The following is a 24,009-nucleotide window of genomic DNA, read 5'->3' on the forward strand; positions in this document are numbered from 1 at the left end:
AAAGATTTCACAAAGGGCGGGCCATGAAAGGTGTTTGCCGCAGGTCGCCCGTGTCAGCTCATGCGCAGTGCCAGGAAGAAATCGAGCTTGTCCTCCAGGCGTGAGAGGTCACGACTCGTCAACTGCTCGATACGGCCCACTCGGTAGCGCAACGTGTTGACGTGCAGGTGCAGCCGCGCCGCGCACCGCGTCCAGGAACCGTCGCAGTCGAGGAACGCCTCCAGGGTCGGGATGAGCTCCGCCCGGTGGCGCCGGTCGTAGTCCCGCAGCGGGTCCAGGAGGCGGGCCGTGAACGCGCGGCGCACGTCGTCGGGGACGAAGGGCAGCAGCAGGACGTGCGAGGCCAGCTCCTGATGGCCCGCGGCACAGACCCGTCCCGGACGCGCCGCCGCGACCCGGCGGGCGTGCCGGGCCTCCTCCAGGGCGCCGCGCAGGCCCTCCGCCGAGTGGACGGAGGCGCTGACGCCGAGCGTGAGGCGGCCGTCGCCGTCGAGGCCCGCCGACAGGGGGTCACGGACGGACTCCAGGAGGGAGTCGGCGAGCAGACCTGTCTCCGAGCCGTCGTGCTCCGTGGAGACCGCGGGCAGCGGCACGAGCGCGATCGCCTCGTCACCCGTGTGGGCCACCGCGATGCGGTCGGACGGTTCGGGGCCCGCCGAAAGGGGGTCCACGAGGATCTCCTCCAGGAGGGACTGGGCCACCGGGCCGCCCTCGATCTCACCCCCGTCCCACTCCACGCGGGCCACCACGACCTGCCAGTGCGGTGCCGCGCCCAGGCCGGGAAGGAGCACGGGGGCCGCGACCCGCAGGCGGGCCGCGATCTCCGCCGGTGCCGCGCCCGTCTGGACCAGTTCGAGGACCTCCTGGGCCAGCCTGCGCCGTACGGTGCGGGCGGCGTCGCGCCGGTCCCGCTCCACCGCGATCAGCTGGGTGACGCCCTGCAGCAGGTCGAGCCGCTCCTCGGGCCAGTCGCCGGCGTCCGCCTCGACCGCGAGGAGCCAGTCCGAGAGGACCGTCTCGCGTACGTCGCGCAGCGCCGCCGTGCTCGCCGCGGTGGCCGCGGAACCCGTACCGCGCCCACTGCTCCGGATGGGGAACAGGGAGTACGTCGAGCCGTCCACCTGGACCCGGTGGGGGCCCCGGCGCCCCGTGCGGGCCGCGGCCAGGTGTTCGCCCGCCAGACGCGCGCAGACGGCCGCCGGGAGGGCGGGGCCCGCCGCGCTCGACCCCGCGATGGCGCGGCCCGCGGGGGACAGGACCCAGGCCCGCAGGTCCAGGTCGGAGCCCAGCAGGTCGAGGACGACGTCGGGGCCGCCGCCGGTGGGGCCGGAGGTCATCAGGCGGCGGTGCCGGTCGACGACGGCCGCCAGGTCACCGGCCCGCTCGCCGGACACCTGGCGTACGACGTGCTCGGTGATCGTCGCGAAGGCGACCGACTCGTTCACGGCGAACAGCGGCAGGCGGTGCCGGGCGCAGGCGTCCACGATGTCGTCCGGGACCGGGCCCAGCTCGGCCTCGCCCGCCGCGAGGGCCGCCACTCCGGCGCTCGCGAGGGTCCGTACGAAGGGTTCGGTGTCCGCGGCGTCGCGGCGCCAGGCGAGACCGGTCAGGACCAGCTCGCCGCCCGCGAGGTACCGGCTGGGGTCGCGGAGGTCGGTGGTCATCACACCGCGCACGGTGCGGTCGAGCTCGTCCTCACCGCCGAGCAGCCGCAGGCCCAGCGCGTCGGTGTCAAGGAGTGCGCGCAGCCGCATGGTCGTCGCCGCCGATCTTGTCTCGAATGGGATGTACAGACAGTCCGTGTCTGTCGACTCTGTGTGGACGGGAGCCCCCGTGTCCTGGGGTGCCTCCGGTTTCCAGGGGGAAGCCGCGAGGTTACTGAGGCCCGTTCTTCATACGAATCTACAAGACGCGCGCCTTGGCCAGCCAACTCCTTCATGGTTTCGGTGACTGACCCCATGGGACGGCGGGGCGGTGTACTTGCCCCACTCCGCGTTAACAGCACATGAACGAGCAGTCGAGGGACGAATGGCACCAGTGGCCGGAACGAAGTCCCTTGAAGCGAACGACCCACGATACGAAGAAGAGAGCCTCATGGACTTCCTTCGCCCCGCCAGCTGGGAGGAGGCGCTCGCCGCCAAGGCCGAGCACCCGACAGCTGTGCCGATTGCGGGTGGCACCGACGTGATGGTCGAGATCAACTTCGACCACCGTCGTCCCGAGTACCTGCTTGACCTCAACCGCATCGCCGAGCTGCGCGAGTGGTCGGTGGGCGAGGAGACGGTCCAGCTGGGCGCCTCGGTTCCCTACACCACGATCATGGAGGAGCTGCGCACCGAGCTCCCCGGTCTCGCCCTGGCCTCGCACACGGTCGCATCGCCGCAGATCCGCAACCGCGGTGGCGTCGGCGGCAACCTCGGCACGGCGTCCCCGGCCGGTGACGCCCACCCGGCGCTGCTCGCCGCCGACTGCGAGGTCGAGGTGGAGTCCGTACGCGGCTCGCGCCTCATCCCGATCGACGAGTTCTACACCGGCGTGAAGCGCAACGCCCTCGCCCAGGACGAGCTGATCAAGTCCGTCCACATCAAGAAGGCGGACGGCCCGCAGCAGTACTCGAAGGTCGGCACCCGCAACGCGATGGTCATCGCCGTGTGCGCCTTCGGCATCGCCCTGCACCCCGAGACCCGGACCGTACGGACCGGCATCGGCTCCGCGGCCCCGACCCCCATTCGGGCGAAGGCGGCCGAGGAATTCCTGAACGCGGCGCTCGAAGAGGGCGGCTTCTGGGACAGCAAGAAGATCATCACCCCCTCGATCGCCAAGCAGTTCGCGGAGCTCGCCTCCGGTGCCGCCAACCCGATCGACGACGTCCGCGGCACGGCGAACTACCGCCGTCACGCCGTCGGCATCATGGCCCGCCGCACGCTCGGCTGGACCTGGGAGTCGTACCGCGGCAACGGCCGCAGCACTGAGGGAGTCGCATAATGCGCGTGAACTTCACGGTCAACGGCCGTCAGCAGGAAGCCGACGACGTCTGGGAGGGCGAGTCCCTCCTCTACGTCCTGCGTGAACGCATGGGCCTTCCCGGTTCGAAGAACGCCTGCGAGCAGGGCGAGTGCGGTTCCTGCACCGTCCGCCTGGACGGCGTACCGGTGTGTTCGTGTCTGGTCGCCGCCGGACAGGTCCAGGACCGAGAGGTCGTCACCGTCGAGGGCCTGGCGGACTACGCCAAGCACCGCGACGACGCCCACCCGGGCGGCGCCTGCGGCTCAGTCTGCGGCGGCACCAGCCTCCAGGAAGCCCGCCAGTGGCAGGCGAAAGGCACCGACGGCCAGACCGGCGAGGGCGGCGAACTCTCCCAGATCCAGCAGGCGTTCATCGACGCCGGCGCCGTCCAGTGCGGCTTCTGCACCCCCGGTCTCCTCGTCGCGGCCGACGAGCTCCTTGAGCGCAACGCATCGCCGTCGGACGCCGACATCCGCGAGGCGCTCTCCGGCAACCTCTGCCGCTGCACCGGTTACGAGAAGATCCTGGACGCGGTCCGCCTGGCGGCCGCCCGTCAGGAAGAGACGGTCTGATCATGGCTGGAACCAAGACCACCACGGGCGCGCCCACCGAGGTCACCCAGAAGCACAACAAGGGTGGCATCGGCGAGTCCACACTCCGCCCTGACGGCACCCTCAAGGTCACCGGCGAGTTCGCCTACTCCTCGGACATGTGGCACGAGGACATGCTCTGGGGCCAGACGCTGCGCAGCACCGTCGCGCACGCCGAGATCGTCTCGATCGACACCGTCGAGGCGCTCAAGACGCCCGGCGTGTATGCGGTGTTGACGTACGACGACCTGCCGGCCGAGATGAAGAACTACGGCCTGGAGCTCCAGGACACCCCGGTCCTCGCCCACGGCAAGGTCCGTCACCACGGTGAGCCGGTCGCCCTCGTGGCCGCCGACCACCCGGAGACCGCACGCCGTGCCGCCGCGAAGATCGTGGTCGAGTACAAGGAACTGCCCGTCATCACCGACGAGGCGTCGGCGACCGCTCCGGACGCCGTCCTCGTCCACGAGGGCCGCACCGACGAGTACATCAAGCACGTCCCGCACCCGAACATCGTGCACAACCAGCCGATCATCCGGGGCAACGCCGAAGAGGCCGCCAAGAAGGCCGACTTCATCGTCAAGGGCGAGTACACCTTCGGCATGCAGGACCAGGCCTTCCTCGGCCCGGAGTCCGGCCTCGCCGTACCGGCCGAGGACGGCGGCGTCGACCTGTACGTCGCCACCCAGTGGCTGCACTCGGACCTCGAACAGATCGCCCCCGTCCTCGGCCTGCCCGAGGAGAAGGTGCGCATGACGCTCTCCGGCGTCGGCGGCGCGTTCGGTGGTCGCGAGGACATCTCGATGCAGATCCACGCCTGCCTCCTGGCGCTGCGCACCGGCAAGCCGGTCAAGATCGTCTACAACCGCTTCGAGTCCTTCTTCGGCCACGTGCACCGCCACCCGGCGAAGCTCTACTACGAGCACGGCGCCACCAAGGACGGCAAGCTCACGCACATGAAGTGCAAGATCGTCCTGGACGGCGGCGCCTACGCGTCGGCCTCCCCGGCGGTCGTCGGCAACGCCTCGTCCCTCTCGGTCGGTCCGTACGTGATCGAGGACGTCGACATCGAGGCCATCGCCCTCTACTCGAACAACCCGCCCTGCGGCGCGATGCGCGGCTTCGGCGCCGTCCAGGCCTGCTTCGCCTACGAGGCCCAGATGGACAAGCTCGCCGACAAGGTGGGCATGGACCGGGTCGAGTTCCGCCAGCTCAACGCCATGTCGCAGGGCACGCTCCTGCCGACCGGGCAGCCGGTCGACTCGCCGGCCCCGGTCGCCGAGATCCTGCGCCGCGTCAAGGCCCGCCCGCTGCCGCCCGAGCGCCAGTGGGAGTCCAGCGAGGGCGCGGACGTCCGCGCGCTGCCCGGCGGTCTCTCCAACACCACGCACGGCGAAGGCGTCGTACGCGGCGTCGGCTACGCGGTCGGCATCAAGAACGTCGGCTTCTCCGAGGGCTTCGACGACTACTCCACCGCCAAGGTGCGCATGGAGGTCATCAACGGCGAGCCGGTCGCGACCGTGCACACCGCGATGGCGGAGGTCGGCCAGGGCGGCATCACCGTCCACGCGCAGATCGCCCGCACCGAGCTCGGCGTCCAGCAGGTGACCATCCACCCCGCCGACACCCAGGTGGGCAGCGCCGGTTCGACGTCCGCGTCCCGTCAGACGTACGTCACCGGTGGCGCGGTCAAGAACTCCTGCGAGCTCGTCCGCGAGAAGGTCCTGGAGATCGGCCGCCGCAAGTTCGGCTCGTACCACCCGGCGTGGGCCACCGCCGAACTCCTCCTGGAGGGCGGCAAGGTCGTCACCGACGGCGGCGAGGCCCTCGCGGACCTGGCCGAGCTGCTCGAAGGCGAGAGCGTCGAGGTCGAGGCCGAGTGGCGGCACCGTCCGACCGTGGCCTTCGACAAGAAGACCGGTCAGGGCAACGGCCACGTCCAGTACTCGTTCGCCGCGCACCGCGCGGTCGTCGAGGTGGACACCGAGCTCGGCCTGGTCAAGGTCATCGAGCTGGCCACCGCCCAGGACGTCGGCAAGGCGCTCAACCCGCTCTCCGTCGTCGGCCAGATCCAGGGTGGCACCACCCAGGGCCTGGGCGTCGCGGTGATGGAGGAGATCATCGTCGACCCGAAGACCGCGAAGGTGCGCAACCCCTCCTTCACGGACTACCTCATCCCGACCATCCTCGACACGCCGACCATCCCTGTCGACGTCCTCGAACTGGCCGACCCGAACGCGCCCTACGGCCTTCGCGGCATGGGCGAGGCCCCGACCCTCTCCTCGACCCCGGCCGTCCTCGCGGCGATCCGGAACGCGACGGGTCTGGAGCTGAACAGGACGCCGGTACGCCCGGAACACCTCACGGGTACCTGACCGACACCTGATCCCACGATCTCTCCGGGCGGCGCGCGCCTCCCTCGGAACGTCACACTTCCTGCTGCTCGTGCCGCCCGGAGAACCCCAGTACCGCACCGCTCGCGGTCATCGCAGCACCTGAGCAGGACTCAGCAGTACCTGAGTAGTACCTGAGCAGCACCCACGCAGCACCCACGCTCTTCGGAGCCCAGTTCGTCTCGGGCCGTCCCCCGGGTCGTGCGCCCAACGCACCATCCCAAATCCCGCAGTCTCCACAGGCCCAACCCTCTTGTGAACCGCCTGTTGCGGGTGCCCCTTTGAACCTTGGGAGTTAGGCACCATGACCCAGCAGTCAACGGAGCCGAAGACCACCGCAGAGGACGCGGGCAACGGCTCACGCGTCCCCGCCGGCAGGTCTTGGCTGGACCGGTATTTCCACATAACGCGCAGAGGATCGACCGTCGGCCGGGAGGTGCGTGGCGGCGTCACCACCTTCATGGCGATGGCCTACATCATCCTTCTGAACCCGGTGATCCTCTCGGTTCCCGACGCCACGGGGCACCGCCTCGACGGTGATCAGCTGACCACCGCCACCGTCTTCGCGGCGGCTGCCACCACCATCGTCATGGGCATCCTCGGCAATGTGCCGCTGGCCCTGGCGGCGGGACTCGGCGTCTCCGCCGTGATGGCCTTCCAGGTCGCCCCGGAGATGACCTGGGGCAACGCGATGGCGATGTGCATCATCTACGGCGTCATCATCATCCTGCTGGTCCTCACCGGCCTGCGGACCCTGATCATGGACGCGATTCCCCTGGCGCTGAAGCACGCCATCACCATGGGCATCGGCATGTTCGTCACGCTGATCGGCCTGGTCCAGGCGGGCTTCGTCACCTCCATGCCGTCCAAGCACGGCGACATGGGCGCGAAGCCGATCCAGATGGGCATCGACGACAAGCTCATCGGCTGGCCCGTCCTCTGCTTCGCCGTCACCGTCCTGCTGATCTTCCTGCTGCAGGTCCGCAAGGTCCCCGGCGCGATCCTCATCGGCATCGTCGGCGGCACCGTGTTCGCCGCGATCGTCCACCAGCTCGCGGGCATGACCGAGAAGGACTGGGGCCTGAACGCCCCGGAGCTGAGCGGTTCGATCGTCTCGAGCCCCGACTTCGGTCTCTTCGGCGAGGTCTCCTTCAACGGCATCGGCGACATCGGCGGCATCACCGTGGGTGTCATCGTCTTCACCCTGGTCCTCGCCGGCTTCTTCGACGCCATGGGCACCATCATCGGCATCGGCCAGCAGGCCAACCTCGCCGACAAGGACGGCAAGATGCCGGGCCTGAACAAGGCACTGGCGATCGACGGTGCCGGTGGCGTCGTCGGCGGTCTCGCCGGTGCGTCCGGCCAGACGGTCTTCGTCGAGTCCACCGCCGGCGTCGGCGACGGCGCGCGCACCGGCTTCGCGAGCGTGATCACCGGCCTCGCGTTCACGCTGTGCCTCTTCTTCACCCCGCTCGCGCAGCTCATCCCGACGCAGGTCGCGGCCGCCGCCCTGGTGGTCATCGGCGCGATGATGCTGAGCAACGCCCGGCACATCGACTGGACCGACCAGGCCACCGCCATCCCGGTGTTCCTGACCACGGTCCTGATGCCGTTCACGTACTCCATCACGGTGGGTATCGCGGCCGGTGTCATCGCCCACGTCCTGATCAAGGCCGCGCAGGGCAGGGTCCGGGAGATCGGCTGGCTGATGTGGGTGCTCGCGCTCGTGTTCCTGGCCTTCTTCGCGCTTCACCCGATCGAGAACTGGATGGGCGTCAAGTAGCCCGTCCAGGACCTCACACACCCGTTAGGAGACGGACATGCTGGACATCGCCGACGAGCTGAACCGGTGGGTCGAGCAGGGACGCGACTTCGCCGTCGCCACCGTGGTGGCGGTCGGCGGCAGCGCGCCCCGGCAGCCCGGTGCCGCCCTGGCCGTCGACTCCGACGGCACGGCCATCGGCTCCGTCTCCGGCGGGTGTGTGGAAGGCGCCGTCTACGAACTGTGCCAACAGGCCCTGCAAGACGGCGAAAGCGTCCTCGAACGCTTCGGATACAGCGACGAGGACGCCTTCGCCGTGGGCCTGACCTGCGGTGGCATCATCGACATCCTCGTCACTCCGGTCCGCGCCGACTCACTCGCGCGAGTCACCGTCGCCGCCGCGCTCGCGGCGGCGGCATCGGGCGAGGCCGCGGCCGTCGCCCGCATCACTTCCGGCCCCGCGGAACTCGTGGGCCGCGCCCTTCTCGTACGGTCGGACGCCGACGCCCCTCACGAGGGCGGGCTCGGCGGACATCCCGAGCTGGACCGCACCGCGGCGGGCGAGGCCCGCGCCATGCTGGACGCGGGGCGCACGGGCACGGTGGAGATCGGCGAGGACGGCTCGCGCTGCGGGCAGCCCCTCACCCTCCTCGTGGAGTCGAGCGTCCCGCCGCCCCGCATGATCGTGTTCGGCGCGATCGACTTCGCCTCGGCGCTCGTCAGGATCGGCAAGTTCCTCGGCTACCGCGTGACCGTCTGCGACGCGCGGCCCGTCTTCGCCACGGCGGCGCGGTTCCCGGACGCGGACGAGATCGTCGTCGAGTGGCCGCACGAGTACCTGAAGCGCACGGAGACCGACGCCCGCACCGTCCTGTGCGTGCTGACGCACGACGCCAAGTTCGACGTGCCGCTGCTCGAACTGGCCCTGCGCCTTCCGGTCGCCTACGTAGGGGCGATGGGTTCGCGCCGCACGCACGAGGACCGCAACGAGCGGCTGCGCGAAGTCGGCGTGAGCGAACTGGAACTGGCCAGGCTGCGCTCGCCCATCGGCCTGGACCTCGGCGCGCGCACCCCGGAGGAGACGGCCCTCTCCATCGCCGCGGAGATCGTCGCGAACCGGCGGGGCGGCAGTGGCGTCTCGCTGACGGGCGCGCACACGCCGATCCACCACGACGGCTCCCGGCGGCCCGCCGGGCGGATCGGTTCCGTGGCCTGAGGTGCCCATGCTGCTACCTTGCGTCACGAATTGATCACTTTGTGACGCAATAGGAGCATCTGTGAAGGTCGCCTGCGTCGGTGGCGGGCCCGCCGCCCTGTACCTCTCGATTCTGCTCAAGCGGCAGGACCCGTCCCACGACATCACCGTCCACGAGCGCAATCCGGCAGGGTCGACGTACGGCTGGGGGGTCACCTACTGGGGCGGGCTGCTCGACAAGCTCCGGGCCGGCGACCCCGAGTCCGCGCGCGCCATCAGCGAGCACTCGGTCCGCTGGAGCGACGGCGTCGCGCACGTCGGCGACCGCACGACGGTCCACCACGGCGACGAGGGCCACGGCATCGGCCGCCACCGGCTCCTCGACATCCTCACGAGCCGGGCCAGGTCCCTCGGCGTACGCGTCGAGTTCGAGCGCGAGATCACCGACGCGGCCCAGCTGCCCGACGCCGATCTGGTCGTCGCGGGCGACGGCGTCCGGAGCGCCCTGCGCGAGCGCCACACGGACCACTTCGGCGCCGAGGTCACGCTCGGCCGCAACAAGTACATCTGGCTCGGCACCACCAAGGTCTTCGACTCCTTCACCTTCGCCTTCGTGGAGACCGCGCACGGCTGGATCTGGTGCTACGGCTACCGCTTCAGCGACGAGCAGAGCACCTGCGTCATCGAGTGCTCCCCGGAGACCTGGACGGGCCTTCGCCTGCACGAGACGAGCGAGGCCGAAGGGCTCGCCCTCCTGGAGCGGCTCTTCGCCGGTCCCCTGGACGGGCACTGCCTGATCGGCCGCGCGCAGGCCGACGGCAGCGCGCAGTGGCTCAACTTCCGGACGCTGACCAACCGGACGTGGCACCGCGGCAACGTGGTCCTGCTCGGCGACGCCGCGCACACCACGCACTACTCGATCGGCGCGGGCACGACGCTCGCCCTGGAGGACGCGATCGCCCTGGCGGACGCCCTGCGGGCAGGCACCGACCTCAGCGCCGCCCTCGCCGGCTACGAACGGGAGCGGCGCTCCGCCCTTCTCTCCGTCCAGAGCGCGGCCCGCTACAGCGCCCAGTGGTACGAGAACCTGCCGCGCTACATCGGCCTGGAACCGGCCCAGATGTTCGCGCTCCTCGGCCAGCGCCACTCACCGCTGCTGCCGCACATCCCACCGCAGCTCTACTACCGGATCGACCGCGCCGCAGAGCAGTTGGAGCCCCTGCGCCGGATGAAGCGGTGGCTGGGCCCGAGGGTGGCGCGGACGCTGCACGGGCGGGTGCGGGACGCGCGGGGCTGAAAGCGGGACCCGGGCGCCTTACGTGAAGGGGCGAGGCGGAGGAGCGGAGAGCAGCCCGTCCACCGCCCGCCCGAACATCCGTCGCCCGGCGGCCGTGAGCACCCTGTCGAAGGCCGCCGGCAGCCACCGCACGCGCAGTTCCTCCCGCCAGACGACCGTCGAACCGGCCGTCCCGGCCCGGGTTCCGGCCCGGGGGGACACCTCGATCTCCGCCCACCCCGTCACGAACGACCCCCGCTTCTCGAGCCGGCACAGGCCGCCGCCCCCCTCGGCCGGGCGCCACGTCACGACCTCCATCACGTCGTCGAAGCCGACGGGGCCGAGCCCGCTGCGGGCGACGAAGACCGTTCCCTCTCCGTGCGGCGGCGGTGTCCGCACGACGACCCGCGTCAGCGGGACCACGTCGGCATGCCGTTCCCAGGTGGTGAGCCTGCGCCAGACGTCGTCGGCGGGCAGGGATGATTCCCGGTCGATACGGAAGAGAGCCACACGGCGATCCTGCCAGGCCCCGGCGGCGAAACGCGCCTTCTACGGGGCCCACGGGCACGCGTCCTAGGGGCGGTAGACCTTGCCCGGCTCGGCCTTCCCCGGCGCGAGCAGCTGCGGAACCGTCACGAAGACGTAGCCGCGCTTCTTCAACTCGTCGATGATGCCCGGCACCGCGGGCACCGTCCCCTTGTAGATGTCGTGCAGCAGGATGATGCCGTCCCGCTCGGTCTGGTCGATGACGCGCTTCTCGATCAGTGCGGAGTCGTTGGTCGTGTAGTCCTTGGCGGTCACGCTCCACAGGACCTCCGCGAGGCCTTCCTCGCGCGAGATCTTGTTGACGTCCGGGTTGGTGCGGCCCTGCGGCGGGCGCATCAGCGTCGGCTTGCGGCCGATCAGCTTCTCTATCGCCTCGTTGGTCCTGCGCAGTTCCCCGTGCGCCTCGTCCGGCGTGATGTCGGTGAGGATCTTGTGCGACCAGGTGTGGCTCGCCACCTCGTGCCCTTCGGCGTCCATGCGCTTCACGAGCTCGGGGTGCTCGGCTATGTGGTTCTTGCCGAGCAGGAAGAAGGTGGCGGGCACCTTCTCCTCCTCGAGGATGTCGAGCAGCCGCGCCGAGTTCTCGCTCGGCCCCGCGTCGAACGTCAGGGCCACGCACTTGGCGCTGCGGCAGTCGACCGTCCCGACCTTCGCCCGGCCCTTCACGCCCACCGATGCCGCGTCCTTGCGCACGGAGCTGGGGGACGTGGTGTCCACCTTGGTGCAACCCGTCAGGGCGACGGCCATGACCGCGGCGGTCATGGCCGTCATGAAGGCGGCTCGACGGAACCCTGGGGCGGATCTCTTCATCTTGCTTTTCGCAGCGGACATGCGAGCACTATACACAGCGTGTATATATCGAGTGTATAGAGGGGGCCGGAGGGGCCGGTGCGCCCCGGCTGCGCTGCTCTAGCGGCCGCTCACCAGGCCGTTCATCCAGGCCTCGACCGCAGCGGAGTCGCGCGGCAGACCGGCCGACAGGTTCTCGTTGCCGTCGGCCGTGACGAGGATGTCGTCCTCGATGCGGACCCCGATGCCCCGGTACTCCTCGGGCACGGTCAGGTCGTCCGGCTGGAAGTACAGGCCCGGTTCGACGGTGAGCACCATTCCCTCCTCCAGAGCCCCGCCGACGTACTCCTCGGTGCGGGCCTGGGCGCAGTCGTGGACGTCGAGGCCGAGCATGTGGCCCGTGCCCGCCATGGTGAAGCGGCGTTGCAGCGCGAGCTCGAAGACCCGCTCCGGGTCGCCGTCGAGAAGGCCCCACTCGACGAGCTTGTACGCGAGGTGCCGCTGCGCCGCGTCATGGAAGTCGCGGTAGGCGGCGCCCGGCTTCACGGCGGCGATGCCCGCCTCCTGCGCCTCGAACACCGCGTCGTAGATCTTGCGCTGGAGCGGGGTGAAGGTGCCGTCGATCGGGAGCGTGCGGGTGACGTCGGCGGTGTAGAGGGTGTGGGTCTCCACGCCCGCGTCCAGGAGCAGGAGTTCGCCGGGGCGCACCGGACCGTCGTTGTCCTGCCAGTGCATGATCGTGGCGTGCTCGCCCGCCGCGCAGATCGAGCCGTACCCGATGTGGTTGCCCTCCAGGCGGGCGCGGCGGAAGAAGGTCCCCTCGATCCAGCGCTCCGATGTGGCGACGGCGGTCGCCAACTCCCGGACGACATCGGTGAATCCGCGGACCGTGGAGTCGACCGCCTTGCGCAGCTCGCCGACCTCCCAGTCGTCCTTGACCAGTCGCAGGCCCGAGAGCGCCTCGTCCAGTGCGGCGTCGCGCTCCTCGTCGGTCGTCACCGCCGCCTCCAGCTCCGGGTCGTGCCCGCGCACGATGCGGGTCGGCACGCCGGGCGACGCGGCCAGTTCGGCAGGGGCGTCACGGACGTCGCGGCAGGGCAGGCCGAGGAGCAGCTCGGACTCGGCGAGGCTGCGCCTGCGGCCCATCCACAGTTCGGCCGTCATCCCGGTCCAGAACTCGTCGCTGTCCCTGCCGTCGCGGGGGAGTTGGTAGAGGTGCGCGTCGTGGCCCTCGCCCCCGGCGCGGGGTTCGAGGACCAAGGCGCAGTCGCGTGCCTGGTCGCCGGTCATGTGGACGTAGCCGGAGTACGGGCGGAAGGGGTAATGGCTGTCGTTCGAACGGATCTTGAGCTTGCCCGAGGGGATCACCAGGCGCTCGCCCGGGAACAGCGCCGACAGGGCGGCTCGGCGGCGCGCCGCGTGCGGAGTCTGTTCCCTCGGGCGCAGGTCACGCTGCTCGGTGTCGGCCCAGCCCGTCCGCATCAGGGCGGAGAGCTCGTCGGAGATCTCGGGATACAGGCCGTTCTTGCGTACGTCGGACACCTTCGGCTTGGCCATGGGGTTCACCTTCTCTTCCCCGTTCCGGGGCTCGTGGCGGGAGTGCTCTGGGGCGGTTCCGCCAGCGTAGAGACCCTTGGCCCGTAAGGGAACATGTGACATAGTACTGGCGTGACAAAGCGGCTGACCTGCGATGTTGTGGTGGTCGGCGCCGGGATGGTGGGCGCCGCCTGTGCCCTGTACGCGGCGCGCGCCGGGCTCTCCGTCGTCCTGGTGGACCGCGGTCCGGTGGCCGGCGGCACGACCGGATCCGGCGAGGGCAACATCCTCGTCTCCGACAAGGAACCCGGCCCCGAGCTCGAACTCGCCCTCCTTTCGGGGCGCTTGTGGACGGAGCTTGCCGCGGAGCCGGGCGTGGGCGCGAGCATCGAGTTCGAGGCCAAGGGTGGCGTGGTCGTCGCCTCCTCCGACCAAGACATCGCTGCCCTAAGGGAGTTCGCAGCCGGGCAGCGACAAGCCGGGGTCGAGGCACGGGCGCTGGAGCCCGACGAGCTGTACGACCTGGAACCGCACCTCGCTCCCGGGACCGCGGGCGGAGTCCACTACCCACAGGACGCCCAGGTGATGCCGTCACTGGCCGCGGCCCAACTGGTGCGCCTGGCACGGAGATCGGGCGCCGAACTCCGCACGGGATGGGCGGTCACCGCCGTGCTGCGCACCGCGGGCGGCGAGGTACGCGGGGTCCGCACCGACCGGGGCGAGATCCACGCCCCGTACGTCGTGAACGCCGCGGGCACCTGGGGCGGCGAACTCGCCGCCCTCGCCGGAGTCGCCCTGCCCGTGCTGCCGCGGCGCGGGTTCGTCCTGGTCACCGAGCCGCTGCCGCGCATGGTCCGGCACAAGGTGTACGCCGCCGACTATGTGGCGGACGTGGCCAGCGGGTCCGCCGCGCTGCAGACGTCGCCGGTGGTCGAGGGCACGGCGGCGGGGCCGATCCTGATCGGCGCCAGCCGCGAGCGGGTCGGCTTCGACCGGAGCTTCTCGCTGCCGGTCATGCGGGCCCTGGCGGCGGGTGCGACGCGGCTCTTCCCGTTCCTCGCCGACATCCGGGCCATGCGCGCGTACGTCGGCTTCCGCCCCTACCTGCCGGACCACCTCCCCGCCATCGGGCCCGATGCCCGGGTGCCGGGGCTGATCCACGCCTGCGGGCACGAGGGCGCGGGGATCGGACTCGCCGCGGGCACGGGCCACTTGATCGCCCAGATGCTCCGGGGAGCGACCCCGGACCTGGACCTCACCCCGTTCCTCCCCGACCGTTTCGCCCAACGCCCGCCCGAGGAGGCGTCATGAGCAAGCGCACCCCCCTGAACCTGGTCCGCGCCCGCCCGGGCCCACCGCACACCGTCACGTTCGACGGCCGCGAGATCCCGGCCCTGCCGGGCCAGACGGTGGCCGCGGCGCTCTGGTCGGCGGGCATCAAGGCGTGGCGCACGACGCGGGGAGCGAGTGAGCCGAGGGGCGTCTTCTGCGGGATCGGCGTCTGCTTCGACTGCCTGGTGGAGATCAACGGGCGTGCGGGTCAACGGGCTTGTCTGGTACCGGCGGCGCCCGGAGATGTGATCAGGAGTGGAGATGAGGACGTTGCGTGACGGCGGTGGTGCTGCGGGACCGGTCCGCGGGGCTGTTGCGGCCCACGTCCCCTCGCGTCCGCTGCGGGGCAATCGGGCGGGTGGGCGGGAGAGCTTGTTCGTACAGGGTGGGATGCGGGGTCACGGGTGGGTGGGCGCGAGAGGTCCGTTGGGCGAGGGTCTGATGCCGGGGGCCCGGCGGTGATGCCGGAGGCGGAGCCGCCCCGCACGCTGGCGGTGGTCGGCGCGGGCCCCGCGGGCCTCGCCGCAGCGCTGGCCGCCGCGCAGCGAAACGTGCGGGTCACGGTGATCGACTCCGCCCCGCAGGCAGGCGGACAGTTCTACCGCCGGCCCGCAGCCGCGCTCGGCGCACGCCGCCCGCAGGCGTTGCATCACCAGTGGCGCACGTGGGAGCGCCTGCGGGACGGGCTCGCGCGACAGATCGCGGCGGGCCGCGTCACCCACCTGACGGAGCATCATGTCTGGTTCGTGGAGCGCGTCGAGACAGGCGGCGGCTTCGCCGTGCAGGCCCTCCTCGGGCCCGAGCAGCGGGAGTCCGTAACCCTGCGCGCCGACGCCGTGCTCCTCGCGACCGGGGGGTACGAGAAGGTTTTGCCGTTCCCCGGCTGGACCTTGCCCGGCGTGATCACCGCCGGTGGCGCGCAGGCCATGCTCAAGGGCGGGCTCGTCCTTCCGGGGCGTACCGTCGTGGTGGCCGGGACCGGACCTCTGCTCATGCCCGTCGCCGTCGGCCTGGCGGCTGCCGGCGCCGGAGTGGCCGCCCTGGTCGAGTCCGCGGGGCCCAAGGCCTTCGCGCGGCACGCGGCCACCCTCGCCGCGCACCCGGACAAGCTTGCCGAGGGTGCGCGATACGCCGCCCAACTCCTGCGCCACCGTGTCTCGTTGGCCACCGGTCACACCGTCGTCGAAGCGCATGGCAAGAACGCGCTGGAGGCGGTGACCATCGCCGCCCTCGACGCGGCGGGGCGGGTGAGGCCCGGCACCGAGCGGCGCATCGCCTGCGACACCCTCGCCGTCGGCCACGGCATGCTGCCGCACACCGACCTCGCCGAAGGGCTCGGCTGCCGTATCGACGGCGTGAGCGTCGCCGTCGACGCCGAGCAGCGCACCGATGTCCCCGGCGTCTGGGCGGCAGGCGAGGCGACGGGGATCGGCGGCGCGGCTCTCTCCCTCGCCGAGGGGCACATCGCCGGACGCTCGGCCGCCGCCCGGCTCCGGGGGAGCGTGCCCGACCCGCGCGCATGGGCAGCGGCGGACACGGCACGCACGAAGGCGCGTGCGTTCGCCACCGCGATCAACGCCGTGTACGAGCCGCCCGCGCGCTGGACGGAACGGCTCCGCGACGACACCCTCGTCTGCCGCTGCGAGGAGGTCCCCGCGTCGGCGGTCCGCGAGGCCGTCGGGGAACTCGGGGCCACCGACGCGCGGACGGTGAAACTCCTGACCCGGGCCGGCATGGGCTGGTGCCAGGGCCGCATGTGCTCGGCGGCCGTCGCCGGGCTCGCGGGCTGCGAGGAGAGTTCCGCGCGGCGGCCGTTCGCCCGCCCGGTGCCACTCGGCGTGCTGGCGCGGACGCCCGCCGAAGACGAGCGGCCCCCCTCCTCCTGACCTTCTCCTGCCCCGTCCTCCCGACCCGCACCGAAGGGACCCCGCCCATGACCACGCCCATGACCACACCCCCGGCCCGCACCCGCCCCTGGCACGGCGTTCTCGTCGCCACCGCCCTGCCCCTGAACGACGACCTCTCCGTCGACTACGGCAGCTACGCCGAACACTGCGCCTGGCTCGTCGAGAACGGCTGCGACGGCGTCGTGCCCAACGGATCGCTCGGCGAGTACCAGGTGCTCACCCCCGAGGAGCGCGCCAAGGTCGTGGAGACCGCCGTCGCGGCGGTCGGCGGCACGCGCGTGATGCCCGGCGTCGCCGCCTACGGCTCCGCCGAGGCCCGCCGCTGGGCCGACCAGGCCAAGGACGCGGGCTGCGCCTCGGTGATGCTGCTCCCGCCGAACGCCTACCGCGCCGACGAGCGCTCCGTGCTCGCCCACTACGCGGAGGTCGCGAAGGCGGGCCTCCCCGTCGTCGCGTACAACAACCCCATCGACACCAAGGTCGACCTGGAGCCCGAACTGCTCGCGAAACTGCACGGCGAGGGGTACATCCACGCCGTCAAGGAGTTCTCCGGCGACGTACGCCGCGCCTATCGCATCGCCGAACTCGCCCCGGAACTCGACCTGTTGATCGGTGCCGACGACGTCCTGCTCGAACTCGCCCTCGCGGGCGCCAAGGGCTGGGTCGCGGGCTACCCGAACGCGCTGCCCGCCGCCTGCGTCGAGCTCTACCGTGCCGCGGTGACCGGAGAGCTGACCACGGCGAAGGAGCTGTACCGGGAACTGCACCCCCTGCTGCGCTGGGACTCCAGGCCCGAGTTCGTACAAGCCATCAAGTTGTCCATGGACATCGTCGGGCGGCACGGCGGCCCCTGCCGTCCGCCGCGGGTGCCGCTGCTGCCCGAGCAGGAGAAGGCGGTACGCACCGCCACCGAGCAGGCCATCGCCGCCGGCCTCGCCTAGCGCCCCACGCCGCCCGCCCCGCCCCCGTACGAAAGGCACCGCACATGCGCAGCAAACTCGTCCTGCACGCGGTCGACTCGCACACCGAAGGCATGCCGACGCGGGTGATCACCGGCGGCATCGGCACCGTCCCCGGCGCGACGATGAACGAGCGCAGGCTCCACTTCCGCGAGTACCGCGACGACATCAAGCAGCTCCTGATGAACGAACCGCGCGGCCACGCCGCCATGAGCGGCGCGATCCTCCAGCCGCCGACCCGGCCCGACTGCGACTACGGCGTGATCTACATCGAGGTCTCGGGCTATCTGCCGATGTGCGGGCACGGCACCATCGGCGTGGCCACCGTCCTCGTGGAGACCGGCATGGTCGAGGTCGTCGAGCCGGTCACCACGATCCGCCTGGACACCCCGGCCGGTCTCGTGGTCGCCGAGGTCGCCGTCGAGGACGGCGCCGCGAAGGCCGTCACGCTCCAGAACGTGCCGTCCTTCGCCGTCGGCCTCGACCGAAAGATCACCCTGCCCGACGGCCGCTCGGTGACGTACGACCTGGCCTACGGCGGCAACTTCTACGCGATCCTGCCCCTGGACCAGTTCGGCCTGCCCTTCGAGCGCGGACGCAAGGACGAGATCCTCGCGGCGGGCCTCTCGCTGATGGAGGCGATCAACGCCGAGGACGAGCCGGTGCACCCCGAGGACCCGTCCATCCGCGGCTGCCACCACGTCCACCTCCACGCGCCCGGCGCCACCGCCCGGTACTCCCGGCACGCGATGGCCATCCACCCCGGCTGGTTCGACCGCTCGCCGTGCGGCACCGGGACCAGTGCGCGCATGGCCCAGCTGCACGCACGCGGAGAGCTCCCGCTGGAGACGGAGTTCGTCAACGAGTCCTTCATCGGGACGCGGTTCAGTGGGCGGCTCCTGGGGACCACCGAGGTCGCGGGCATCCCCGCCGTCCTGCCCAGCTTCACCGGACGCGCCTGGGTGACCGGCACCGCGCAGTATCTTCTGGACCCCGACGACCCCTTCCCCGCGGGCTTCGTGCTCTAGGACCCTCCTGCCGGCCGGGATAATGGCCGCACTCGTAGCACGTGACATTGCACCCAGGAGGAACCGTCCCCATGGCCGCCCGGCGCAACCCCGCCCCGTCCGCCGCCCCCGCCGCCCTGCCCAGCCTGGGCGGCACGCGCAGCAGCTACCGCGAACGGGTCGCGGACGCGCTGCGCGCCGCGCTCATCGCGGGGGAGCTGCGCGCGGGCGAGGTCTACTCGGCGCCCACCCTGGCCGTGCGCTTCGGCGTCTCGGCGACCCCGGTCCGCGAGGCCATGCTCGACCTCGCCAAGGAGGGGCTCGTCGACACGGTGCCGAACAAGGGCTTCCGGGTCACCGCGGTCTCCGAGAAGCAGCTCGACGAGTACAAGCACATCCGAGCGCTGATCGAGATCCCCACCACGGCGGAGCTCGCGACATCGGCGGACCCCGCCGACCTCGAGGCACTGCGGCCCACCGCGCGGGCGATCGTCACCGCGGCGGCGGACGGCGACCTCATCGCGTACGTCGAGGCCGACATCCGCTTCCACCTGGGTCTGCTCGCGCTCTGCGGCAACGACCACCTCGTCGAGGTGGTCGGCGACCTGCGCAAGCGTTCCCGCCTGTACGGACTCCAGGCGCTGGTCGACGCGGGCCGGCTCGAGGCGTCGGCCGAGGAGCACTTGGAGATCCTCGACGCGCTGCTCGCCTGCGACGAGGAAGCCGTACGCGCGGTGATGACCCGCCACCTCGGTCATGTGCGCGGAATGTGGGCGGCCCAATAGCTCAGGGGTGGTGGTTGGGGATCAGGAACAGGTGGATCGACTGGTCCTTCGCGCGGTACCGCTCGGTCGCCGCACCCTTCTTGGCCCGGTCGGACACGATCACCACGTAGTCGGCCGAGACCCAGGAGACGCCCTCCGGATTGCCGTAGACCGTCCGGCCCTTGGCGTCGGTGGGAAGGCGGTGGACCGTGCCCTCGTCGACCTCCCACTTCTTGGTGGAGAGGCGGCCCACCCACAGTGCCGACGACGCCTGCGAAAGGACGGCGATCCGCCCGTCGCGCACGGACACGCTGCTGTAGTCCTCGAAGGGCAGCGACTCGGGCAGCCGGATCGTGGCCGTGTGGATCCAGCGCTTGCCGCCCTGCCGGAAGACCTGGATGCGCCCGCCGCCCGGCGTCCTGCCCTTCTTGCCGCCCGCGCACCGGTTGCCCTCGCACAAAGCCAGCAGGTGCGCCGAACCCGAGCGCTCCACCCACTCGAGGCCCTCCATGCCCTTGTTGGCGTCCGCCACGTCGAAGTCGAGCAGCGTCGAGCCGCACGGACGCAGCTTCTCGTCGAACTCGTGGACGCGGGCGCGGAAGCCCTTGGGCTTGACCGGCTCGGCCTCGCTCAGCGTGAAGTAGCGGTCGCGCCTCTCGTCGTGGGCGAGATCCTCGTACCCCTCGTTCGCCCCGGACTTGCCGGACTTCTTCGCCTTGGCGGGCTTGAGCACACCGTTCTCCGGCGCCTTGGGCGACAGTTCGCTGCTGACCCGGATGAGGGAGGGCAGGTTGTCGCAGACGATCAGGAAGGCGCCGTCCCGGTAGATGACGCCGCTCGCCTCCAGGCGGGAGCCCGCGCCGTCCCCGATCAGATCCTGGATCTTGGCCTCCTTCACGAGCCGCAGCTCGTGCGCGGGATCGGACTTGGCCGACTTCTTCGTCGCGGTCATGAGGGCAGTACCTCCATCGCGCCGGGGAACGTCGCCCCGCTGGCGCCGTTGGGATAGGTCTTGCGCAGCTCGGCGAGCTGTTGTCGTGCGTGGTCGTAGCGCATGCGCGTGTAGTGGAAGATCCCGTACGTGAACTGCGAGCCCCGGCTCAGCTCCCACTGCCGGAATCCGGCGCGGTACACCTCGTCGTTGGTGAACTGGCGCCCGGTGAACGGCTGTCCGTGCGGGCTCGTGGACTCGCCGTACGCGGCGGACGAGATGAGCTGCCACAATCCGTCGGTCCGCCCGGATCCCTCCGCGCCCAGCAGCGCCGCGACCCGCTCGGGGCCGAACTCCGTGTCCAGGAGGTATTCGAGGTGGTCGAGGTAGTACTGGCAGAAGTCGTGGTGGCGCAGCAGGTTGGTGAACAGCGGCAGCCGTGACTCCTCGTGCGGCGCGTGCGTGATCCGGCAGTAGTCGCGGCTCATCGCCGGCCAGTCGAGCAGGTCCGTGTACTGCCACTGCGTCGAGAAGAAGTCGATGCCCGAGCTGTTGTCGTAGTCCCAGGGGATGAACGTGAAGTACGGGCGGACCATGAAGCCCGTCGGGTCGCCGAGCCGGCCCGCGTTGTAGAGGTAGTAGTTCGACGGCGTCGCGAAGTAGTTGTCCCAGCTGCCGAGCAGGACGTTGGCCCCCGCCCAGCGCAGGAAGGCCGGGACGTTCAGTATCTGCTCGACCGCGTCACGGAAGGCGTCGGTGGCGAACTTGTCCTCGCCGCCCGCGAGTTGAACGCCGTTGATGGTCCGCACGAGCGCCGCGAGGTCGTCGTAGGTGTTGGTGGAGGGGTCGTCCTCGTTGGTCTTCAGACGGTACGTGCGGTCGTCCTCCCGGCTCCCCGCGGTGAAGTACTGCCGACCGCCGTCGGCGCCGCCCGTGCCGGGACGGTGCTCCAGGGTCGCGCAGCCGACGTCGCCGCAGTACGCCTTGTAGAGGTTGCCCTCCGCGTTCTTGCCGAAGTGGTCCTTCAGGAACTTCTTGTCGACCTGCTCGATGACCGAGTACAGACCCATGTAGCGGTCGTTGAGGTGGAACGTCGCGTACGTGTGCTGCGCCGCCGGGATGCCCGCGCGCTCCAGGAGCTGCCAGGCGACGGCCTCGCGCATCTGTGACGGGTCGTTGTACATCGCCTTGAGATTGATGCGCTCCATGCCGTAGAGCCGGTCCTCGCTCTCCCCGACCTCGAAGTTGATCTTCCAGGAGCGCTTGGGGGCGTGAGCGGTCATGTTGCCGCTGTTGACCATGGAGAACGCCGGTGTCGCGAGCAGCGTGTCGTCCGGAGTGTCGCTCCTGGCCAGGGCCAGCCGGGCGCCCTGCGGAGCCTCCATCACCTCGTCGGCCGTCAGGACGCCGGGCGGCCAGCCGGTGACCTTGACCTGATACATGTCCTGAGCGAAGAACTCCGCTTTGTTCTCCGCCGAGTCGAGGAACTCGTCGACGATCCGCCCGATCGCGGTGAGCTGTCCGTCCGAGTCGAGAAGCAGCAGGCTGCCGTCGGCCGAGGCGCCGGCCAGGTCGCCCTGCTCGGCGAGCAGCAGGTCGTACAACGCGCTGAACTCGGCCTTCGTCCGCAGCGAGGCATCGGCCGGGCCCGCTGCCGCGTTGGCCCGCTCGGCGAGCCGGCGTCCGGTGCCCGCGGGCAGTGCGGAGACCGCGACGACCTGGTTCTTGAACGCGTCCCGGAACGTGCCCTTGCCGATGGTCCTGTCCACGACGGCCTCCCTGGGATCCCTGGCGTGAACCTTCCTCTCTACGCCCGGTGCCACATGACCGCCAGACCGATATCCGGCCTGGCGGTCACGTCTCCGGCCGCGTCAGTCGTCGACGGCGTCGAGCACCTTGCCGAGGTCCACGAACTTGAAGCCGGTGGAGGGCCGTTCGGCGTCGCCGGGCGTGTCATGGCCGTCCTGCACGACGAGAAGGCCGTGCGGGAACGCGGCGCCGAGCGGCTTGTTGAGGACCGCGGCTCCGTCGCATTCCTCGGAGCCGTCGAGCGCGGCGGAGGCGGCGGTGACGCGGAAACCGCCCTCGTACTCGTTGCGGTCCGACACCTCACGGTCGTAGGCGGCGAAGGTGTTGTCGCCCTGGCTGGAAGCCAGCAGATAGCCGTCGCCGTCGCCTTCGTCGAGCAGCGTCAGACCCTCGACGTCGGCCTTGAGGCGCTTGCCGCCGTAACCGGGGTCGGCGCCCGCGGTGCACTCCTCGGTCGCGGGGTCGTACGTCCCGGGGACGCCGTACTCACGCACCTTGTCGACCAGTTGGGGCTTGCCCGTCAGGTCGGCGCGCAGCCGCCAGATGCCGACATCCTCCTGGCCCGCGTAGAGCGTGCCGTCGGCCGGGTCCACGACCATGCCCTCCACCTGCGGCAGTTCGCCCGGCTCGCCGCAGGGCGTCCATGAAGTGCCGTTCGGCAGGCGGAAGTCGGCGGGCAGGTCGAGGGTGCGGACCTTGCGGTAGCCGACCGTGCCGTCGCTCTTCGGGGTCAGTTCGAGGAGCGCGAGACGGGTCCGCTCCCGCTGGCTGACCAGTGCGTACGACCGGCTCGTGGCGGGGTCGGTCCAGGTCGCCAGGCCGTACGCGGTGCGCTGCTCGTTTATCTCCTCCTGCGAGGCGGAGAAGACGGGCGGCGCCGAGGGGTCGGTGACGTCGGTGAGCGGGCCGCCGGGGCGTTCGCGGTCGATGCGGTAGACGCGCAGCCGGTCGTTGCCGCGGTCGCTCGTCACGGCGAGGTCCGCGCGGCCCGAGGGCAGGCGCAGTCCGTTCACCAGGTCGACGTTGTTGAAGCGGCCGGGCGCGTCATCGGGGCCGGGCGCCGCGGGCGCCGGAACCGACTGGACCTCGCGCGCGGAGAGGTCGTACACGCGAAGACCGCCCTGCTTGGCCGTGGCGATGACCAGGCTGCGGCCCGGGGCGGCGGGGTTGCGCCAGATCGCCGGGTCGTCTGCGTCGGCGTTGCCGCCCGCGTCGTCGTCGTGCAGGGCGGCGGTCTCGGCGCGCGGCTCGACGGCGGGCAGTGCCGTGGCCGCGCGGGCGCCCGGGCCCAGGGGCGCGGTCGCCGCCACCGCCGCGAGGGCCGCGACGAGAGCGACGCGGGTCAGGGCGGGGCGGGTGAGGGCGGGGAGTGCGAAGGAGGGGCGGGGTCTGTGGGGCTTGGCCATGAAGGGATCCCTTTCTGTCATGGGTACCGCATGACGAATCCACTCTGTGATCTTGCCGTGAAGCCTTGCCGTCAGATGGTGCGTCGCGTGCCGGTCCACGAAGTGAACGGAGTGTGTCGCCGGACACGTACGTGTTCGTAGAATGTGCGACCTCTAACGGCAGGTGGTAAACCGGCTGTTCGAGGTGACGAACGTCTCGGAGCAACGCGGGCCGGCCGAGGCATCGGTACGGCGCTGTCCACGGCCCGGTGAAGGAGTCCTGCGTGTGAGCCCCGACGCACCATCCGACTGGCCCCGCGAGAACGGGCGCTCGCGGCCGCTGCCGGCCGCCTCGTCGTTCCCGGTTGCTTCGTCTGTGCCGCCCACGGCGTCGGCGGCGCGCGGACACGTGCGGTGTGTCCTGCGCCACCGCGCGGACCGAGGCGAGGGCACGGTCCGCGATCGTGCCCTGACCGACATCCTCCTCGTGGTCTCGGAGTTGTTCACCAACGCGCTGCGGCACGGCGGCGGCGTCACCCGGTTCGAGGTGAACGTGGCGGGCGACGTGCTGCGGGTGACCGTGGGTGACCGCTCGACGGACCTGCCCCAGCAGCGGCCCACCGCCGATCCGCGGACGAGCACGGGCGGTTCGGGCGGATACGGGTGGCCTCTCATCCGCGAACTGGCCACGGAGATCACCCTTGTCCTGGAGGACTGCGGCAAACGCGTCACCGTGACGCTGCCCCTGAACTGAGCCGCTCTCAACTGATTCCCTGTTCCCGGTTTGGTCGGACGTACGCGTGGTACCCGTGCGCCCCGCGG

The 24,009-nt window shown here is 71.0% G+C and carries 20 protein-coding genes; 13 read left to right on the forward strand and 7 right to left on the reverse strand.

Annotation, left to right across the window (positions count from 1 at the left end):
• Positions 1-53: 53 nt before the first annotated feature.
• Entirely contained in the window at positions 54-1,754 is a 1,701-nt protein-coding gene (locus tag ACWD02_RS18945; protein ID WP_451211654.1) for a PucR family transcriptional regulator, read from the reverse strand.
• A 340-nt stretch (positions 1,755-2,094) separates the two neighbouring features.
• On the opposite strand from ACWD02_RS18945, the gene ACWD02_RS18950 reads away from it, so the two are divergent.
• From ACWD02_RS18950 to ACWD02_RS18975, 6 genes are all read left to right on the forward strand, one after another.
• Positions 2,095-2,985, forward strand: coding sequence for an FAD binding domain-containing protein (locus ACWD02_RS18950; protein ID WP_451211657.1), 891 nt, complete (start codon positions 2,095-2,097; stop codon positions 2,983-2,985).
• A complete protein-coding gene (locus ACWD02_RS18955) occupies positions 2,985-3,578 on the forward strand; it encodes a (2Fe-2S)-binding protein (protein ID WP_451211660.1) in 594 nt (197 codons plus the stop codon). Before ACWD02_RS18950 ends, ACWD02_RS18955 begins: the two co-directional genes overlap by 1 nt.
• A gap of 2 nt (positions 3,579-3,580) precedes the next feature.
• Positions 3,581-5,971 (forward strand): xanthine dehydrogenase family protein molybdopterin-binding subunit, encoded by a 2,391-nt coding sequence (locus ACWD02_RS18960; protein ID WP_451211663.1) that lies wholly within the window; start codon positions 3,581-3,583, stop codon positions 5,969-5,971.
• A 322-nt stretch (positions 5,972-6,293) separates the two neighbouring features.
• Positions 6,294-7,772 carry an NCS2 family permease gene (locus tag ACWD02_RS18965; protein WP_451211666.1) on the forward strand — a complete coding sequence of 493 codons (1,479 nt, stop codon included), beginning with the start codon at positions 6,294-6,296 and terminating at the stop codon, positions 7,770-7,772.
• 37 nt (positions 7,773-7,809) lie between these two features.
• Complete coding sequence (locus ACWD02_RS18970; RefSeq protein WP_451211669.1) at positions 7,810-8,967, forward strand: XdhC family protein; 1,158 nt, start codon at positions 7,810-7,812, stop codon at positions 8,965-8,967.
• A 61-nt stretch (positions 8,968-9,028) separates the two neighbouring features.
• Positions 9,029-10,243 (forward strand): FAD-dependent monooxygenase, encoded by a 1,215-nt coding sequence (locus tag ACWD02_RS18975; protein ID WP_451211672.1) that lies wholly within the window; start codon positions 9,029-9,031, stop codon positions 10,241-10,243.
• An 18-nt stretch (positions 10,244-10,261) separates the two neighbouring features.
• Here ACWD02_RS18975 and ACWD02_RS18980 read toward each other — a convergent pair whose 3' ends face one another.
• The 3 genes from ACWD02_RS18980 to ACWD02_RS18990 all read right to left on the reverse strand — a co-directional run bounded on the left by ACWD02_RS18980 (position 10,262) and on the right by ACWD02_RS18990 (position 13,114).
• The gene (locus ACWD02_RS18980; protein ID WP_451211674.1) at positions 10,262-10,732 is read right to left on the reverse strand and encodes an SRPBCC family protein; all 471 of its coding nucleotides are present in this window, start codon (positions 10,730-10,732) and stop codon (positions 10,262-10,264) included.
• A gap of 63 nt (positions 10,733-10,795) precedes the next feature.
• Positions 10,796-11,599 carry a polysaccharide deacetylase family protein gene (locus tag ACWD02_RS18985; protein ID WP_451211676.1) on the reverse strand — a complete coding sequence of 268 codons (804 nt, stop codon included), beginning with the start codon at positions 11,597-11,599 and terminating at the stop codon, positions 10,796-10,798.
• 78 nt (positions 11,600-11,677) lie between these two features.
• Positions 11,678-13,114 (reverse strand): aminopeptidase P family protein, encoded by a 1,437-nt coding sequence (locus tag ACWD02_RS18990; RefSeq protein ID WP_451211678.1) that lies wholly within the window; start codon positions 13,112-13,114, stop codon positions 11,678-11,680.
• A 111-nt stretch (positions 13,115-13,225) separates the two neighbouring features.
• On the opposite strand from ACWD02_RS18990, the gene ACWD02_RS18995 reads away from it, so the two are divergent.
• The 6 genes from ACWD02_RS18995 to ACWD02_RS19020 all read left to right on the forward strand — a co-directional run bounded on the left by ACWD02_RS18995 (position 13,226) and on the right by ACWD02_RS19020 (position 19,083).
• On the forward strand, positions 13,226-14,404 hold the full coding sequence (locus ACWD02_RS18995) for an NAD(P)/FAD-dependent oxidoreductase (RefSeq protein ID WP_451211681.1): 1,179 nt from the start codon (positions 13,226-13,228) through the stop codon (positions 14,402-14,404).
• Positions 14,401-14,703 carry a (2Fe-2S)-binding protein gene (locus ACWD02_RS19000; RefSeq protein WP_451211683.1) on the forward strand — a complete coding sequence of 101 codons (303 nt, stop codon included), beginning with the start codon at positions 14,401-14,403 and terminating at the stop codon, positions 14,701-14,703. Before ACWD02_RS18995 ends, ACWD02_RS19000 begins: the two co-directional genes overlap by 4 nt.
• A gap of 183 nt (positions 14,704-14,886) precedes the next feature.
• A complete protein-coding gene (locus tag ACWD02_RS19005) occupies positions 14,887-16,311 on the forward strand; it encodes an FAD-dependent oxidoreductase (RefSeq protein WP_451211686.1) in 1,425 nt (474 codons plus the stop codon).
• Between the two features lie 59 nt (positions 16,312-16,370).
• The gene (locus ACWD02_RS19010) at positions 16,371-17,273 is read left to right on the forward strand and encodes a dihydrodipicolinate synthase family protein (protein ID WP_451212074.1); all 903 of its coding nucleotides are present in this window, start codon (positions 16,371-16,373) and stop codon (positions 17,271-17,273) included.
• Between the two features lie 44 nt (positions 17,274-17,317).
• Positions 17,318-18,319, forward strand: coding sequence for a proline racemase family protein (locus ACWD02_RS19015; protein ID WP_451211689.1), 1,002 nt, complete (start codon positions 17,318-17,320; stop codon positions 18,317-18,319).
• A 71-nt stretch (positions 18,320-18,390) separates the two neighbouring features.
• Entirely contained in the window at positions 18,391-19,083 is a 693-nt protein-coding gene (locus tag ACWD02_RS19020) for a GntR family transcriptional regulator (protein WP_451211692.1), read from the forward strand.
• 1 nt (position 19,084) lies between these two features.
• Here the strand turns inward: ACWD02_RS19020 and ACWD02_RS19025 are convergent, their stop codons facing one another.
• From ACWD02_RS19025 to ACWD02_RS19035, 3 genes are all read right to left on the reverse strand, one after another.
• Entirely contained in the window at positions 19,085-20,014 is a 930-nt protein-coding gene (locus ACWD02_RS19025; RefSeq protein WP_451211695.1) for a hypothetical protein, read from the reverse strand.
• On the reverse strand, positions 20,011-21,762 hold the full coding sequence (locus ACWD02_RS19030) for a CotH kinase family protein (protein ID WP_451211698.1): 1,752 nt from the start codon (positions 21,760-21,762) through the stop codon (positions 20,011-20,013). The genes ACWD02_RS19025 and ACWD02_RS19030 overlap by 4 nt, the downstream gene beginning before the upstream one ends.
• Before the next feature lie 102 nt (positions 21,763-21,864).
• A complete protein-coding gene (locus ACWD02_RS19035) occupies positions 21,865-23,208 on the reverse strand; it encodes a phytase (protein WP_451211700.1) in 1,344 nt (447 codons plus the stop codon).
• Between the two features lie 265 nt (positions 23,209-23,473).
• Between ACWD02_RS19035 and ACWD02_RS19040 the strand changes: the two genes are divergently transcribed.
• A complete protein-coding gene (locus ACWD02_RS19040; protein WP_451211702.1) occupies positions 23,474-23,941 on the forward strand; it encodes an ATP-binding protein in 468 nt (155 codons plus the stop codon).
• Positions 23,942-24,009 lie beyond the last annotated feature (68 nt).

The organism is Streptomyces sp. NPDC002853 (assembly GCF_053591915.1).

Bases quoted from the DNA above. Each gene is read 5' to 3' on its own strand.
- ACWD02_RS18945 (WP_451211654.1), bottom strand. From the start codon at position 1,754: ATGCGGCTGCGCGCACTCCTTGACACCGACGCGCTGGGCCTGCGGCTG.
- ACWD02_RS18950 (WP_451211657.1), top strand. From the start codon at position 2,095: ATGGACTTCCTTCGCCCCGCCAGCTGGGAGGAGGCGCTCGCCGCCAAG.
- ACWD02_RS18955 (WP_451211660.1), top strand. From the start codon at position 2,985: ATGCGCGTGAACTTCACGGTCAACGGCCGTCAGCAGGAAGCCGACGAC.
- ACWD02_RS18960 (WP_451211663.1), top strand. From the start codon at position 3,581: ATGGCTGGAACCAAGACCACCACGGGCGCGCCCACCGAGGTCACCCAG.
- ACWD02_RS18965 (WP_451211666.1), top strand. From the start codon at position 6,294: ATGACCCAGCAGTCAACGGAGCCGAAGACCACCGCAGAGGACGCGGGC.
- ACWD02_RS18970 (WP_451211669.1), top strand. From the start codon at position 7,810: ATGCTGGACATCGCCGACGAGCTGAACCGGTGGGTCGAGCAGGGACGC.
- ACWD02_RS18985 (WP_451211676.1), bottom strand. From the start codon at position 11,599: ATGTCCGCTGCGAAAAGCAAGATGAAGAGATCCGCCCCAGGGTTCCGT.
- ACWD02_RS18990 (WP_451211678.1), bottom strand. From the start codon at position 13,114: ATGGCCAAGCCGAAGGTGTCCGACGTACGCAAGAACGGCCTGTATCCC.
- ACWD02_RS19000 (WP_451211683.1), top strand. From the start codon at position 14,401: ATGAGCAAGCGCACCCCCCTGAACCTGGTCCGCGCCCGCCCGGGCCCA.
- ACWD02_RS19005 (WP_451211686.1), top strand. From the start codon at position 14,887: ATGCCGGAGGCGGAGCCGCCCCGCACGCTGGCGGTGGTCGGCGCGGGC.
- ACWD02_RS19010 (WP_451212074.1), top strand. From the start codon at position 16,371: ATGACCACACCCCCGGCCCGCACCCGCCCCTGGCACGGCGTTCTCGTC.
- ACWD02_RS19015 (WP_451211689.1), top strand. From the start codon at position 17,318: ATGCGCAGCAAACTCGTCCTGCACGCGGTCGACTCGCACACCGAAGGC.
- ACWD02_RS19020 (WP_451211692.1), top strand. From the start codon at position 18,391: ATGGCCGCCCGGCGCAACCCCGCCCCGTCCGCCGCCCCCGCCGCCCTG.
- ACWD02_RS19025 (WP_451211695.1), bottom strand. From the start codon at position 20,014: ATGACCGCGACGAAGAAGTCGGCCAAGTCCGATCCCGCGCACGAGCTG.
- ACWD02_RS19035 (WP_451211700.1), bottom strand. From the start codon at position 23,208: ATGGCCAAGCCCCACAGACCCCGCCCCTCCTTCGCACTCCCCGCCCTC.